Below are 15,131 nucleotides of genomic sequence, written 5' to 3'. Positions count from 1 at the left end.
CACATAGGCTGCGGCTGGAGGTATCGATGCTCAACGCCCATGACAACGAACAGACCAGCCTCTTCGCGGCGGTCGACGCCCTGCTCGAGGAGGCGGCGGCGAAGGACGCCCTGCCGCACCCGGACGAGCGCAAGCGGCTGCGCGAGGCCGCGGGGCTGAGTCAGGACCAGATCGCCAAGGCACTGTCCGTCCGCCGCGAGACGGTCACCTCCTGGGAAACGGGCCGCACGGCACCCCGCCCTCCCAAGCGGGCGGCCTACGCCCGCCTCCTGGAAGGCCTCGCGGACCTCCACCCCGCCGACGCCGTTAACGCCGTTAACACCGTTAACACCCCGGCTCAGGACGCGACCCCGGAGGCCGACCCGAAGTCGATCATTAACGGCGTTAACGCTCCGGCCCCGGAGTCGATCATTAACGCCGTTAACGCCCCCGCTCCGGAGCCGACTCCGGACGCGACTCCGAAGACGATCATTAACGGCGTTAACGCTCCAGCCCCGGACCCGGCTCCCGAGGACACCCCGGAGTCGATCATTAACGGCGTTAACGCCCCGGAGTCCTCCCCCGCTGCCGACCCCGTTAACGCCGTTAACGCCGTTAACGCCCCGGCGCGGACGGCGGCTCGCGACGCGGCCCCGCGCCGGGCTCCGAAGTCGATCATTAACGGCGTTAACGCCCCCGCCCGGCAGCCCGCCGCCCCGCCCGCCCGCCTGGAAGGCAACGGCCCGCTCGCCGTGCTCGACGGCGCCGGCCGCGCCCACGCCGCCGGCGGGGTGGTCCTGGAGTACCCCGCCGGCGGTCTCCCCGCCCTCATCGCCTGGGCCCTCGGCCCCGCCGCCGACCTCCGCTCCCCCCGCCTCCACCGCAACGGCAAGGACGGCGACCCCCTCCTCGTCCTCACCCCAGCGGCCACCGAGGCACTCGGCCTCCCCCTGGTCCTGGAGGACCGCCGCGGGCTGCGCCTCCCCGACGACCACCCCGTCGTCCGCCTGCTCACCAAGGCCAAGTGGCAGCTGACCCGCCGCGGCTTCGGCCCCTGGGCCCGCGTCTACCGGCCCGCCACCCCCACCACCGGCCGCCAGTGCGTCCAGCTCGCGGTGCTGCCCTGGGGTGCGCTCGACCCCCGCGCCTGGGGTGAGGACACCGCCGAACTCCCCGCCCCGGAACTGGCCGAGCTCCTCACCTCGTACGCCACCCGGGTGCTCACCCCCCGCGGCTCCACGGCCGTCTCCGGCCTGGAGCTGATGACCTCCCTGCGTCCGCCCACCCGCGCCGCCCGCGACGAGACCACCGGCGCCTGGGTCTCGGCCCCCGTCCCCGGCTCCCTCACCCGCCCCGTCGACCCCGCTCCCCCGGAGGCCCCCGACGAGCACCCGGTGGTCGCGGCCCTCTACCCCCGCGCCCACCAGCGCACCCCGGACCAGGTCCTCGACGAGGAGGCGTACGACTGGATCCGCGACCCGCAGCTCCTGAGCGACGCCGAGTGCGCCCGTACCCACGCGGTCGGGATCGACGTGAACATGGCCTTCGCGGCGGCGGCCAACCGGCTGGTCGTCGGCATCGGGCCCGCCGTCCACACCGGCCGTCCGCGCTTCGACCCGAAGACTCCCGGCTGCTGGCTGGCGGACCTCTCGGACCTCGCGCTCGACCCGCGGCTGCCCAGCCCCTTCACCCCGCACGGCCGGGCCCCGGCCGGCCCCGCCTGGTACGCGACCCCGACCCTCGCCTACGCCCAGGAACTCGGCCACCCCGTCCAGCCGACCGAGGCCTGGCTGCGCCCCGACAGCGGGCCGTACCTCGACGCCTGGTACACCCGCCTGCGCGACGCGTACATGGCGACGATGGCGGAGCTCGGCGTGCACCCCGGGCTCACCGAGGCCGAGTTCCTCACCGCGATGGCGCACCACAAGCAGCACGATCCGGCCCAGGCCGCGGTGCTGTCCGCGATCAAGTCCACCGTCAAGGGCGGCATCGGCAAGCTCCGCGAACGCCCGCAGGGCGCCGGCTACCGGCCGGGCGAGCCCTGGCCCGCGCTCGAACGCCCCACCTGGCGGCCCGACATCCGGGCCGCGGTCATCGCCACGGCCCGGGTCAACATGCACCGCAAGATGCGCAAGCTGGCCGACGCGGGGGAGTACCCCATCGCCGTCCTCTCCGACTGCGCGGTCTACCTGTCCGACGGGCCGGGCCCGCTCGACTTCCTGCCCCGCACCCCCGACGGCAAGCCGCTGCCCGGCGGCTTCCGCCTAGGTGTCAGCCCCGGCATGGTCAAGCACGAGGGCACCCAGCCCCTGCTCTGGGCCGTGCAGATGCTCGACGAACGCCACAACCCCGCCCGGCACATCAAGGGCCACGACGCCGCGGCCGACGGAGAGTAGCAACCACCCATGCCCGAGATCAGCGACAGCCTCGAACGCGCCGACGAGCAGCACTTCACCCGTCCGATCCCCAAGTCCGCGGGCGCCCAGGTGCGTTTCCTGGTGAAGCAGCTCAAGTCCACCAAGGCCGTGGCGGACCTCCTCGCCATCTCCCGGCGCACGGTCGAGCGCTATGTGAAGGACCAGATCAAGCAGCCCAAGCCGGCGCTCGCCACCCGCCTCGCGACCGAGGTACGCCGCCGCTGGCAGCCGCTGGTGCGCAAGCGGGCCCGCGCCAAGGCGGCGAAGACCACCGGCCTGGTCATCGAGACCCGGGCACGGTTCGGTTTCAGCGCCGCGCCCGGCACCACCGACGACGGCCGGATGCGCCGGATCACCCAGCACCTGCCGGCGGACTACGCGGAGCGGCTCTTCGCGGCGCAGGCGGCCGGGGCCGCCGAGAGCCAGTTGCGGCGGATCGCCGCCGAGGGACTTCAGGAGATCTACTTCAAGGACCACGGCGCCCGCGCCCAGGGGCTCCTCGTCGAGTTCACCGACATCGACTACGTCGACTTCACTTTCTAGACTTTACTCCTGAATCCGACAAAAGCGATCCCCAGAACGGGGGTCTTACGGGGCGATCTCCCACCCTCCCATGGGATATGACTCTGGATCACACGGGAGGCCGCCAGGCGGCCGTACAGCGGTTTTCGACCGTGTCCGGGCCTCATCATCGACGCTGGGCCGCCGCCATGAGGGTACGGGCGAGCTCGCGGACCGAGTCGGCGCCCCCGTCGGGGGTTCCCGCGACGGCGACCAGCGGCGGCTGCCAGCCCTGCTCCGCGATGCGCTCGGCGACCTCGGCGGCGAGGCCGGCCGCCCCGGAGAAGCAGCCGAGCAGCAGGGGCGGCCCCGCGGCCAGCGCCGGCCGGAGCGCGGCGAGGCAGGCGGCCGCGTCGGCCGGGGCGCCGTCCGGCAGGGTCGCCAGCGCCTGCGGCCCGGGGTAGATCCGTGCCAGGGCGTCGTAGCAGCCGGGCGGCGCGTCGGGCGGCGGTATCAGGCAGACGGTGCCCGCGCCGGGGTGGGCCGGCGCCCGGAGCGTGCGCAGCGGCGCGGACGGCCGGGCCGCCGTATGCGGTACGGGGGCGCCGTGGAGCACCGCGAGGGCCTCGGCGACGGTGGTGGACTCCCGTGCGGTGGCCGGCAGTTCGCGCATCAGCCGGGCGGTCTGCGCGAGGATCTCGGCGGCGTCGCAGTCGCTGATCCGGGCCCGGTCGTGGACGGCGGTGAGCACCAGGCCGCCCTCTCCGTCGTGCCCGGCGCTGAGGCTGAACGGCGCCCCGGTGTACGGTCCGACGGCCTCGACGGGGTCGACCCGTACGCCCTCCTCCGCGAGGGCCTCGCTCAGCGACTCCCGGGAGGCGCGGGCCGTGTGCGGCCGTTCGCTGCCGGCCGGGGGCTCGAACGCGAGGAGGGATTCGGTGAGTTCGGCCTCGTAGGGGGCGCGGCCGGCCCAGGCGTGGATCTGCCCGGGGGAGACCCACTCGTAGGTGGCGGCGTCCAGCGCGCGGCCGGTCAGGTCGGCGAGCAGCCGGGTGACGAGACCGCCGGGCTCGACGACCGCGTGCCGGGGGAGCGCCACCTGCAGCGGGCCCGGGAGCCGCTCCACGCTGTCGAGGGCGATGCCCCGGCCGGAAGAGGCGACGGCGAAGGCGACGTGCCGCTCCCCCGTCGCCCGGTGCAGCAGCAGCGCCCACACGGCGTGCAGGGCGGTGCTCTCGGCGGCGCCGTGGCTCGCGGCCCAGTCCCGCAGCCGCGCGGCCTCGTACGGGGTCAGGCGCCGGCGGCCCACGCCGTGCCCCTCCCCGCCGGTCGGGCGGGCCCCGGTGCGCGCGGGCAGGGTGGCGGCGCCGCGCGGGGGAGTGGCCCCGGCCCAGTAGGCGCGGGCGGGCGCCAAGTCCCGGGCGGAGAGCCATTGGAGGTGGTCGCGCAGGTCGGGGCGGCGCTCACCGCCCACGGGACGCCCGTCGGCGAGGTAGGCGCGATAGAAGGCGTCGAGGAGCAGGCGCATGCTGCGGCCGTCGACGAAGGCCTGGTGGTGGGTGACGAGGATCCGGGTGGCGGCGCCCTCGTCGACCAGGGCGATGCGCAGCGGACCGGGCCGGGACACGTCGAACTCCCGCCGCCGCTCGCTCGCCAGCAGGGCGGGCCAGTCGGCGCCGCTGCCGGCCGGGTGCCACACGATCTCGGGGGCCGCGTGGGCGTGCACGAACACGGCGGGCGCCGCACCGGGGGCGGCGCCGCCCCCGGCCCGGGATCCGGCCCGGGCCGGCCCGAGCGCCGCCCGCAGGACCGCCTCGGAGCCGAAGACGGACTGCCAGGCCTCGGAGAAGCGTTCGAGGTCGAAGGGCCCGCGCCAGCGCCAGTGCACCTGCCCGACGTGCAGCCCGTGCCCGGGATGGGCCACCGTGTCGAGCAGCAGGTCCTGCTGAAGGGGTGTGACCGGCCCGGCCGGCGGACGCGCGGCGCGTCCGGGAGCGGGAGCGGCGGGGCCGCCCTCGGCGGGCTCGGTGCGGGCGTCAGCCACCGGCTGGGCTGCCGGGATCGCGCTCCCGGGCTGCTGGGGGAGCGAGGTGAGCAGGTCCACGAGCGGCCCGGCCGGGAAGGGGGGCGGCGGCAGGATCAGGCTGTGGTGCGTCGCGCTGTGCCGGCGCAGGGCCGGGGTGAACGGCGGAAACAGCGAGAGCGCCGCCTGCAGGGCCGCCGAGGACAGCGGTCCGAGCAGATCCAGGGAAGGCGGCGGCCCTGGAGCGATGACCACGCTCATCTGCGTCACGGTCCATCAGCTCCTCCCTGGCTGGGAACACAGACGTGGAAAGGGAGCGCACGACGCCGGCACGGCGCCCCCGCGAGCGTCGTGTGCACGGCAGTTCTACGAATTATGGACTAGCGCGCCAGAATTCAGGCGGAGTTAAGCCGGGGTCCGGCCGGGGGATCGGTCCGGGATTCCGGCGCGACTCCGGCGGGACTCCGTCATCATTCCGCCGGGATTCCGGCCCATTTCCGACCGGAATCCTGCCGAACTCTGGCAGGATTCCGGTGGAGAATGATCAGAATTCCACGGAACATTGATCGGACGGCGTTATCCGGGCAGTTCGGCGGGGGATTACGCCGCGTACAGGTCGAAGGTCGAGGTGCGCCGTGGCCCGGCCGCCACGTCGAGCGCGGGATCGACCGCCAGCATGGCCTGGTGCAGCCGCTGCAACTGGGGTGAGGGCTCCACTCCCAGTTCGTCGATCAGCCGCGTCCGCAGCCGCCGGAAGACGTCCAGCGCGCCCGCCTGGCGGCCTGAACGGTAGAGCGCCACCATCGCCTGGGCGTGCAGCCCCTCGTGCTGTCTGTGGCGCGCTATGAGCTCGGTCAGCTCCGCCAGCACCTCCGTGTGCCGGCCGAGGCGCAGGTCGACGTCGATGCGCCGCTCGACGGTCACCAGCCGGCTCTCCTCGAGGCGCATCACCTCGATCTCCAGGATCGGCCCCACCCGTACGTCCACCAGCGCGGGGCCCTGCCACAGCTGCAGCGCGGAGCGCAGCAGGCCGGCCGCGCGCTCGTCGTCGCCGTCCTCGAACGCCGACTGGCCCCCCGCGACCAGCCGATCGAACCCGTGGACGTCCACGCTCTCCGGCGGGACCTGCAGCACGTAGCCCCCGTGCCGTGTGGCGAGCACCTCCTTGGCGCCCCCGGGCGCGGCCGGTCCGAGCGCCGCGCCGAGGCGTCTGCGCAGCTGCAGGATGTACGTCTGCAGCGTCGTGAGCGCGCTCTGCGGCAGCCCCGAACCCCAGATCTCCTCCATCAGTGTCGGCACCGGCACCACACGGCCCGGATACAACGCAAGCAATGCGAGCACCTGCCGCGGCTTTCCCGCCGACGGAACGACCGAACCCCCGTTGACCTCCGCACTCAACGGACCCAGTACCTGAATCTCCACGGCTTCCCTCCGGACGTCGCCGAGTTCTCATCGATTTTCGGACGTCGACTCAGGCACGGTAGCGGCGACTTGAACCCGACCGTGGAATTCTTGAGCGGATATCCACCGCCCTTCGCGGGCGGCCGTGTGCGGGAAGGCGCCCGGCCGCCTGCTTCCACTGCGGGGATTAAGGCCGGAACACGTATCCGAAAGACCCCGGTGACTTCACCGGAATTCCTCGCGGCGCGCGCGTGCGCGCACGACGGCGCCCCCCGCCGTGGTGCGGCGGGGGGCGCTGTGACCAGGCACGGTCAGGGGTGCTCAGGGGGTGTTCAGGGAGTGTGGACCGCCTCGCACACGACCAGGTCGGCGAACGCCGCCGGGGTCGGGTACTCGTACAGGTCGGTGGGCTCCACCCCGGCCCCGTAGCGCTGGTTGACCAGGGCGACGAACTGCGCGGTCAGCAGGGAGTCCAGTCCCAGGGTGCGGAAGCTCTGGTCCGGGTCGATCCGGTCCGAAGGGATCCTCAGCACCTCGCCGAGCACCCCGAGGAGGACGGCCAGCACCTCGTCGGGCGCGGCGGGCGACTGCTGCGGATCACGGGGGTCACTCGTCATCGGTGGCTCCTTCGGCTAACCGGTGGTGCGGTGGGTCACGTTCACGTCCAGGGCGCCGTCAGCGCCGACTCGGTGTCCGCGACCGAAGTACGGTACTGCGCCGCACACCCCGCCGGCACGAGGCCGGGCAGCAGCAGGAGCCACAACGCGCTCACCCTGCGCCGGAGTTCCCCGTACGGCATGCCGATCCCCGCCATCACCTCGATGCCGCAGGCGGCCGCGGCCACCGCCGACTCGATGCCCTCCCAGCGGTCGGCGCGCAGCTCGCCCGCGTCGCGGGCCTCCCGCAGCAGCTCGCACACCGTGGTGAGCCAGGCCCGGTGGAAGTCGGTGACGGGCGGCTCGCTGCCCGCGCACTCCTTGGTGATCCTGAAGCTCGCGGGGAGGGCCGGCTCCTCGTGCAGGGTCCTGGCCAGCCAGTGGGTGAGGTCGACCAGCGTCTGGAGCGGCGGGACACCCCGGCTGCGCAGCGCGTGCGCCTCTGCGCTGAGCATGGCGCCGCCGCGCTCCTGCACCGCCTCGGCGAGCTCGTCCTTGGAGGCGAAGTGGAAGTACAGCGCGCCCTTGGTGACCCCGGCCGCCACGGCGATGTCGCCGAGCGTCGCGTTCGCGTACCCGTTGCGCTGGAACAGCTGGGCGCCCGCGTGGACGAGCCTGCGGCGGGTCCGCTCCGAGCGCGCCTGCACCGACCTGGCGCTGCGCCCGGCGGCGGGGCCGGTGGTGCTCCGTGCCAATGCCACGTCAGCCCACGCGGGCGAGTCGGGTGTCCGTCGCGTCGGGGGCGGCTTTCACGGGGTGCTCGGGGCCGGCCATGAGGATGGAGCGCTGCAGGGCCCGCAGGGCGGTGGAGGGCTCCAGGCCCTGTTCCCGTACGAGGGTGGCGCGCAGCCGCTGGTAGACGTCCAGTGCCTCGCCGCGGCGGCCGGAGCGGTGCAGGGCGAGCATGAACTGCCCGTGCAGGTTCTCGTGGGTGCGGTAGCGGCTGGCCAGCACGGTGAGCTCGGCCAGCAGTTCGCGGTGGCGGCCGAGCCGGATGTCGGCGTCGATGCGCTGGTCCAGCGCGCACAGCCGGCTCTCCTCCAGCCGCCGCGTCTCCATCTCCAGCTGGGCGCCGCCCTGTACGTCGGCGAAGGCGGGTCCCTGCCACAGGGCGAGGGCCTCGCGCAGCAGGCGGGCGGCGCCGGGGAAGTCCCCGGCGTCCATGGCCCGGTAGCCCATGCCCGCGAGCCGGTCGAACTCCCGGATGTCGCTGGCCGCGCCGCCGCTGTCGAGGAGGTAGCCGCCCGGGAGCGTGACCAGGACGTCCTTCGCGGTGCGCACGGGCGTCCCGTCCTCGCCGCCGGACTCGCCCGCGGCCTCGGCGCCCTCTCCCTGGCCCAGGGCCGTGGAGATCATCGCCCGCAGCTGCAGGACGTACGTCTGCAAGGTGGTCCGCGCGCTGCGCGGCGGCTTGCCCGCCCACAGCTCCTCGGTCAGGGCCGAGACCGGGACCACCTGGTCCGCGTGCAGGGCCAGCAGTGCAAGAACCTGGCGGGGCTTGGGAGCGGTCGGCGTGATCGAGACCCCGTTCACCCGCACCGCAAGCGCGCCCAGAACCGTGATGTCCACGCCCTACTCCCCTGTCCGTGGATGAACCACCGCCAGTAGAAAACAGCACGGCCGGTTTGTCAACACCAAACCGGTCGTACCGTTTTCGCCCGGAACGCTCGATCATCACCCTGAACAGGGACGGGAGTTGAGAAAAGGGGCTCCATGGAGGGGGAGATTGTCGATACCGAACGCTCCATACCCCCGCCAGAAACAGTCCAAGCGGTTGTTTTTGAGACCGTGCCGAAACGGCCCCCTGCGCGTTGTCCCCTGCACAGTCACATTCGCGGAGCCGGATCCGTCATAGCGGTACCGGCATAAAACGGGGCACCCGAGCCCCCACCCCCCGAGGAGTCCCTGATGAACGCACGTATGGGCAACCCCGCCATCGTGGTCCCCGGCGCGATGCAGGCCCTGCAGGCCATGGGCAAGGCCGTCACCGCCACCGGCATCAGCGAGCGCACCCTGGAGCTCGCCCACATCCGGGCCAGCCAGATCAACGCGTGCGGGGTCTGCCTCGACATGCACCCCAAGATCGCGAAGAAGCTCGGGGAGACCGACGAGCGCATCCACGCGATCGCCGGCTGGCGCGACACCCCCTACTTCGACGACGCCGAGCGCGCCGCCCTCGCCCTCGCCGAAGCCGTCACCCGCGTCGCGGACACCAGCAACGCGGTCCCGGACGAGGTCTACGAGGAGGCCGCCAAGCACTACGACGAGCAGCAGCTCGCGGCGCTCATCCTCTCCATCTCCACCGTCAACGTCTGGAACCGCATCAACGTCGCCACCCGCCAGGTCGCCGGCGCCGCCTGGGGCTGAGCCCGGCCGCGCCGGCGGCGGCTCAGCCGCCCACGGCGCTCTTCGCCGCAGCGCCCGACCGCACCGCGTCCGTCAGCACCGCGTCCGTCAGCACCGCGGCCGCGCCCGTGTAGCCGGCCGGATCCAGCAGGGCCGCCAGGGCCTCGGCGCCGTAGTGGCGCCCGAGCACCCCGGAGGCCGCCAGGACCTCCGCGAGCGGGCGCCCCGAGGCCGCGGCCTCGGCCGAAGCCTCGCTCATCAGCTCCTTGGCCTCGGCCTTCCCCAGCAACGGCGCCAGGACCGCCGCCAGCCGCTCGCTGACGATCTGCCCCCCGGTCAGCTCCAGGTTGGCCCGCATCCGCTCCGGGTGGACCCGCAGCCCGAGGGCCAGTTCCCGGGCCGTCGCGGCAGCGCCGCCGGCCAGCCTCAGGCACTCGCGCAGCGGCAGCCACTCCGCGTGCCAGGCACCCGCGGACCGCTCGTCCTCCGAGAGCATGGCCTGCGCGAGCACACTCGCGTACGCGGGCACCTGCAGGGCCGCCGAGCGGATCAGCGTGGCCAGTACGGGATTGCGCTTGTGCGGCATGGCCGAGGAGATCCCGCGGCCCGCCACCGCCGGTTCGGCCACCTCGCCGACCTCGGTGCGCGCCATCGACTGGACGTCCACCGCGATCTTGCCCAGGACGCCGGTGGCCAGGGCCAGTTCGGCGCCCAGCGCAGCGATCGGGGTACGGGCCGTGTGCCACGGCAGCCGCGGCGCGCCCAGCCCGCACTCGGCGGCGTACCGCTCGACCAGGCGCGGCGCGTACCCCTGCGGGTCCGCCACCGCGTGCGGGCCGCCGCTGGCGTACTCCACGTAGCCCGCCAGCGTCCCGGCCGCGCCGCCCAGTTGGACGGGAAGCCCCTCGGCCCGCAGCCGGCGCAGCCGCGCCGCCGCCTGCTCCACCGCCACCAGCCACCCGGCGGCCTTCAGGCCGAAGGTGGTCGGCACCGCGTGCAGGCCCAGCGTGCGACCGGCCAGCGCCGTGTCGCGGTGCCCGGCGGCGAGCGTGCGCAGGGCGCCCGCCACCGCGTCCAGATCGGCCGTGATCAGGTCCACGACCCGGGCGGACACCAGCATCAGCGCGGTGTCGAAGATGTCCTGGCTGGTGGAACCGCGGTGCACGAACTCGGCCGCCTCGGGGGAGTGCGCGGCCACCACGGCCGTGAACTCCCGCACCAGCCCCACCACCGGGTTGGCCGTCTCCCGGCTGCCGCGCGCGACGGCGACCAGGTCCAGGTGCTCCCGTACGGCCAGCTCGGAGATGACGCGGGCCGCCTCCTTGGGCACGGTCCCCAGATCGGCCTGGGACCGCACCAGGGCGGCCTCGGCGTCGAGCATCGCCTGCAGCCAGGCCTCGTCGGAAGTCGCCGCCTCCGCCGCCGTTCCCGCGCGTACGGGGCTCAGCAGACCGGAGTCGATGCCGGGCGGCAGTGTCACCTGGCCAGCTCCCCGACCGGGGCGAGGACGCTCTCGCTGTCCTGGAGCAGGCCCAGGACCGCGTCGGCTATGGCGTCCGAGTCCTGGAGGGTCACGGAGTCCACGCCGGGGCGGATGCCCGCCGCGGTGACCCAGTGCACCCACTCGGTCGGCACCCCGTACGCGTAGCGCGCCGGATGCGGCCGGCCCGCCGCGTCCACCACGTGGAACGGCGCACGGGTCACGTCCAGCCCGCCCGTCTCGTGCACCTCGTCGCCGGGTCCGGGGATCCTGTACGTGCGGCACTGGCCGGTGCCGAGCAGGTGGAGCAGCAGCGGGTCGGAGGTGGAGCGCAGGTCGATCTCCGGCAGGCGCGCCTCGATGAGCGTGTCCGCCCGGACCAGGGAGCCGGGCACGAGGGCGGACTCCACCGTGAAGGCACCCTCGGCGTCGTTGAGGCGCCGCAGCCGGGTCTCCGGACCGAGCACCTCCAGGACGCCCGCCTCGATCAGCGCGATGGCCTCCTCGATCCGGCTCGCGGGCGGCCCGATGGAGAGGAAGGCGTTGAGCGGGGTGTACCAGCCGTCCAGGTCCCGCCCGTAGGAGCCGCCGCTCAGCCCGCCGTGGTCGATGATCTGGCGGACCTCGTTGCGCAGGTCCCGCAGCACGTCCAGGGCAGCCTTCAGCGGCCCGTCCACGTTGCCCTCGCGGGCCGCGGCCAGGTCCTCGCGCAGGTGGTCCAGGAGCCAGGCACGGAAGTCCCCGGGCTCGCTGAACACCTGCCCCTCGTACGGCTTGGCGATGCGGGCCCAGTCCCAGCGCCGGTCGGCGGCGATACCGAACCGGTCGAGGACCTCCTCCTCGCGCGAGCTGCCCGGGGAGGCTCCCAGATAGGCCGTGCGCAGCGCCCCGGCCTCGGTGTGCCGTCCCTCGGCGGCCAGCAGCGCGGTGTAGTACACCGTCTCGGTCTCGCGGGCGATCAGCGGCCACAGGTCCCGGCGGAAGTCCAGCCCGCCCTCACGCCGGGACCTGCTCTGCAGCGCGCGGACCGTCTCCGGGGTCAGGACGAGCGGCATGTGGCGGCCGTGCGCGCCCTTCTGGTTCTCGCCGCGCGAGTGGAAGGGCATGCCGCGCCGGGACCCGGCGACGAGCTTCGGCTCCCGTCCCGAGGGCAGGTAGACCAGGCGCTCGCCCTGCCGCTCGAAGCGGCCGCCACGGCCGTGGGTGAACAGCGCCATGTAGTCGAAGAAGTTGAGGCCCAGGCCCAGCAGCGCCACCGTCTCCCCGGGGCGCACCGCCGAGAGGTCCGCCTCCGCCGGGTTCACGGGGGTGACGTAGTGCAGTCCGTTGCGGCGGGCGAAGCCGGCGCGCTCGCGCTGGCTCCTGGACTCCCGTACGGGCACGTGCCCCTGGGCGAGCACGACGGCGTGCAGCCCGTCGAGGCGGGTGCCGTCGGCGAGCCGTACGCTCTGCGTGCCCGTGCGCGGGTCGTCGTCCAGAGCCACCGCGCCGGAGCCGTGGACGACGGTGCGGACCCGGTCCGGGGCGGTCTTGACGACCCGTCTGAACACCCATTCCAGGTAGTGGCCGTAGAAGGCGCGGGTCGGGTACGAGTCGGGGCCCAGGGCGCGGGCCTCGGCCATCACCGACTCGGGGTGGTTCCAGTCGTCGACCGGACCCATGAGCGTCAGGAAGCGCGCCCATTCGTAGAGGCTGGGGCCGGGGGACAGCGGTCCCTTCAGCGTCACGCTCTCGTCGGTGAACAGCGTGACCTGGCTGGCCACCGTGTTCATCAGCAGGTGCTGCGACTGGTCCGTGCGCCACACCTGCCCCGGGCCCGGTGGGCAGCGGTCGACCACGTGGACGGTGATGGGTTCCTCACCCCCTTCGGCGGCCTGCGCGCAGATCCGTTCGAGAACGGAGAGCCCGCGGGGTCCGGCGCCGATGAGGCAGACGTCGAGCTGCCGGCTGGTCATGGTCACTCTCCACTGGTCCGTGTATCCGGTGTGCCATCCACGTCGGTCGGAGCTCGGGGCAGTGCCCCACGACGGCCCGGTCAGAGCCGTTCCGTTCCGAAACCCAGGCTGGATCACACTGCTAGAGGCGCTCAGGAGGCGCTCAAGAGCGGCTCAGGAGGCATGCCGGAGAAGACCGACTGCCGAACGACGCCCCCCAGGTCGGCGGCCTGGGGGGGCTTCGGTGCCGGGCTCCGGCCGGGCGGGGGTCAGCGGGGACCCAGGCCCAGGTCCCGCACCACCTGCCGGTACTGCCCGATGAGCTGGGGCCTGGCCTCGTGGACGGCCGGCGGGAAGTTCTCCACCAGCAGGTCGTAGCCGCGCGCCAGGACCGGGTCCTCCAGCAGCCCGAAGACCATGTGCCCGCCGCCCTGCGGGCCGCCCGCGAGGATGGCCTTGCGCAGCCGGTCGATCTCGCTGCCGCTGACCCCCGGGAACAGGTCCCGTACGACCGGCTCCTCGGTGTCGAGGTGGGCGGCGAGCACCTTCTGCACGCGGCGCGCGGCCGCCGCGCCCTCGCGGGCCGGCCGGCCCGCGGAGGCGAGGGTGGCGAGCGGGCCCAGCGCGGCAAGCTCGTCCACGGCCGCCTGCAGGGCGTCCAGTTCCGCGTTCAGTTCCGCGTGCTCGTCCTTGAGGGTGTCGAAGTGCGCACCCGCCTGCGGGTAGAGCTCGCGCAGCACCGGCCAGAACAGGTCGTCCTCGCTGATGTGGTGGTGGTGGGTCAGCTCCACCAGCCAGCCGGCCGTCCACACCAGGGTGGGGATGTCGACGGCCGCGCCGTCGGTCAGGCACTGGAAGGAGCCGGCGACCAGCTCCGTGCCCCGGCGCAGTATGTCGTGGGCCGAGAGGAACTCCTGGTACATGCGGGCGCCGGGGTTGAGGCCGGCCGACGCCGCCTCGGCCACCGCCGCCACGACGTCGTAGCGCTGGATCCGGTCCACCGCTTCCACCACCGCGTGCATCGACGCCGCGGGCGCCTGTCCGGGCTGTCCGGGCTGCCCGGGCTGCCCGGGCTGCCCGGGCTGCGGAGCCTGTCCGCCGCCGGCCGGAGCGGGGCCGCCCTTGCCGATCCGCTGCGCGCCGCCCGCGCGGGCGCCCTCGGCCACCCCGGCGGTGTAGGGCCGGCGCAGCTCCTCGTACCGGCGCAGGGCGGCGGCGACCCGGCCCGGACCGTCCGGCTCGCGCCGCAGGAAACCGGCCAGCGCCACCGCGTCCTCGATGGCCTGGCTGGCGCCCTGGCCGTGGTGGGGGAGCATCGGATGGGCCGCGTCCCCGAGCAGGGTGGTGCGCGCCGTGCTCCAACGGGCCAGCGGCTCGCGGTCGTACAGGGACCAGTGCCCGGCCTCGGCCACGGCCCCGGCCAGTTCCCGTACGGCGGGCTCCCAGCCGGCGAAGGCCGCCGCCAGCTCGCGCCCGTCGCCCCGCCGGGTCCAGGAGTCCCCGCGGTCGGCGGTGTCCGCCACCACGGCGACGAAGGACAGTTCGCGCCCGGAGCGGACCGGGGCGGCGAGCAGCCGCTCCCGCGCGCCGGTCCACACGTACATGGTGTCGGCGGCCCGCCCGCCCAGCGAGGGCAGCAGCTCCACGGGCACCACCCCGCGGATCGCGGCGGTACCCGACCACACCGGGGCGTCGGACGCGGCGGCGAGCCGGCGGCGCACCACGGAGTGCACTCCGTCGGCCGCGACCAGGAGATCGGCCCGCCCGCGGGTGCCGTCCTCGAAGTCGAGGCGCACCCCGTCCTCGTCCTCCTCGAAACCGACGAGGCGCCGGCCCAGGTGCACCGTCTCGGCGGGGACCTGGTCGGCGAGGATCCGGTGCAGGTCCGCGCGGTGGACCGTGTAGTGCGGGCTGCCGTACTCGGCCTCCCAGGCGGCTCCCAACGGCTGCCGGTTCACCGCCAGGCCGCTGTCCCAGAGCCGGATCTCCAGGGCCTCGGGGCGCACCGCGACCTCCCGCAGCCGCTCCTCCAGCCCGAACCGGTGCAGCAGCCGGGCCCCGTTGGGCGCCAGGTGCAGCCCGGCCCCGACCTCCGACAGCTCCGGGGCCTGCTCGTACACGTCGGCCTCCAGGCCGGCCCGGCGCAGCGCCATCGCCGCGGCCAGGCCGCCGATGCCCGCGCCGACGACCGCCACGCGCAGGGTCTCATCGCTCATCCGGATCTCCTCACTCGGGTACTCGGGGTACCCGGGGATGCGTGCTGGACTGGAACTCGCGGGGGGAAGAGCACGGGGCGGCGTCGCAGGAGGCGGCCTGGGACATGCCCCGGACAGACCGACGGGCGGCCAGGCCACCGCTGCGAGCTCGGTGATCTGGCCGCCCTTCGGATGGCGC

At 74.2% G+C, this 15,131-nt stretch carries 11 protein-coding genes; 3 read left to right on the top strand and 8 right to left on the bottom strand.

Annotation, left to right across the window (positions count from 1 at the left end; translation table 11 throughout):
• Positions 1-26 precede the first annotated feature (26 nt).
• Positions 27-2,375: a telomere-associated protein Tap gene (gene tap / locus ACFWB8_RS04680; protein WP_385222456.1), complete on the top strand. Its 2,349-nt coding sequence runs from the start codon at positions 27-29 to the stop codon at positions 2,373-2,375.
• A gap of 9 nt (positions 2,376-2,384) precedes the next feature.
• Positions 2,385-2,939 carry a telomere-protecting terminal protein Tpg gene (tpg, locus tag ACFWB8_RS04675; protein ID WP_385222453.1) on the top strand — a complete coding sequence of 185 codons (555 nt, stop codon included), beginning with the start codon at positions 2,385-2,387 and terminating at the stop codon, positions 2,937-2,939.
• 145 nt (positions 2,940-3,084) lie between these two features.
• Here the strand turns inward: tpg and ACFWB8_RS04670 are convergent, their stop codons facing one another.
• The 5 genes from ACFWB8_RS04670 to ACFWB8_RS04650 form a co-directional block, all read right to left on the bottom strand.
• The gene (locus tag ACFWB8_RS04670; RefSeq protein WP_385222638.1) at positions 3,085-5,181 is read right to left on the bottom strand and encodes a condensation domain-containing protein; all 2,097 of its coding nucleotides are present in this window, start codon (positions 5,179-5,181) and stop codon (positions 3,085-3,087) included.
• A 339-nt stretch (positions 5,182-5,520) separates the two neighbouring features.
• Positions 5,521-6,342, bottom strand: a complete 822-nt coding sequence (locus ACFWB8_RS04665; protein ID WP_385222450.1) for a BTAD domain-containing putative transcriptional regulator — start codon at positions 6,340-6,342, stop codon at positions 5,521-5,523.
• Between the two features lie 311 nt (positions 6,343-6,653).
• Positions 6,654-6,938, bottom strand: a complete 285-nt coding sequence (locus ACFWB8_RS04660; RefSeq protein ID WP_385222448.1) for an acyl carrier protein — start codon at positions 6,936-6,938, stop codon at positions 6,654-6,656.
• 41 nt (positions 6,939-6,979) lie between these two features.
• The gene (locus ACFWB8_RS04655) at positions 6,980-7,678 is read right to left on the bottom strand and encodes a ScbR family autoregulator-binding transcription factor (protein WP_377779132.1); all 699 of its coding nucleotides are present in this window, start codon (positions 7,676-7,678) and stop codon (positions 6,980-6,982) included.
• A gap of 1 nt (position 7,679) precedes the next feature.
• The gene (locus tag ACFWB8_RS04650) at positions 7,680-8,546 is read right to left on the bottom strand and encodes a BTAD domain-containing putative transcriptional regulator (RefSeq protein WP_377779133.1); all 867 of its coding nucleotides are present in this window, start codon (positions 8,544-8,546) and stop codon (positions 7,680-7,682) included.
• Between the two features lie 339 nt (positions 8,547-8,885).
• Between ACFWB8_RS04650 and ACFWB8_RS04645 the strand changes: the two genes are divergently transcribed.
• Positions 8,886-9,344 carry a carboxymuconolactone decarboxylase family protein gene (locus ACFWB8_RS04645; RefSeq protein WP_377779134.1) on the top strand — a complete coding sequence of 153 codons (459 nt, stop codon included), beginning with the start codon at positions 8,886-8,888 and terminating at the stop codon, positions 9,342-9,344.
• A 22-nt stretch (positions 9,345-9,366) separates the two neighbouring features.
• On the opposite strand, the gene pcaB is transcribed toward ACFWB8_RS04645, so the two are convergent.
• The 3 genes from pcaB to ACFWB8_RS04630 form a co-directional block, all read right to left on the bottom strand.
• Positions 9,367-10,803 carry a 3-carboxy-cis,cis-muconate cycloisomerase gene (gene pcaB / locus ACFWB8_RS04640; RefSeq protein ID WP_385222444.1) on the bottom strand — a complete coding sequence of 479 codons (1,437 nt, stop codon included), beginning with the start codon at positions 10,801-10,803 and terminating at the stop codon, positions 9,367-9,369.
• Complete coding sequence (locus tag ACFWB8_RS04635) at positions 10,800-12,758, bottom strand: FAD/NAD(P)-binding protein (RefSeq protein WP_377779114.1); 1,959 nt, start codon at positions 12,756-12,758, stop codon at positions 10,800-10,802. Before ACFWB8_RS04635 ends, pcaB begins: the two co-directional genes overlap by 4 nt.
• Before the next feature lie 248 nt (positions 12,759-13,006).
• Complete coding sequence (locus ACFWB8_RS04630; RefSeq protein ID WP_385222440.1) at positions 13,007-14,953, bottom strand: FAD-dependent monooxygenase; 1,947 nt, start codon at positions 14,951-14,953, stop codon at positions 13,007-13,009.
• Positions 14,954-15,131: the final 178 nt, after the last annotated feature.

This window comes from Streptomyces sp. NPDC060031 (genome assembly GCF_042736805.1).
GTDB lineage: Bacteria > Actinomycetota > Actinomycetes > Streptomycetales > Streptomycetaceae > Streptomyces.
Note: the sequence above shows the minus strand (reverse complement) of the source record. Positions and strands in the feature narration are given on the sequence as shown.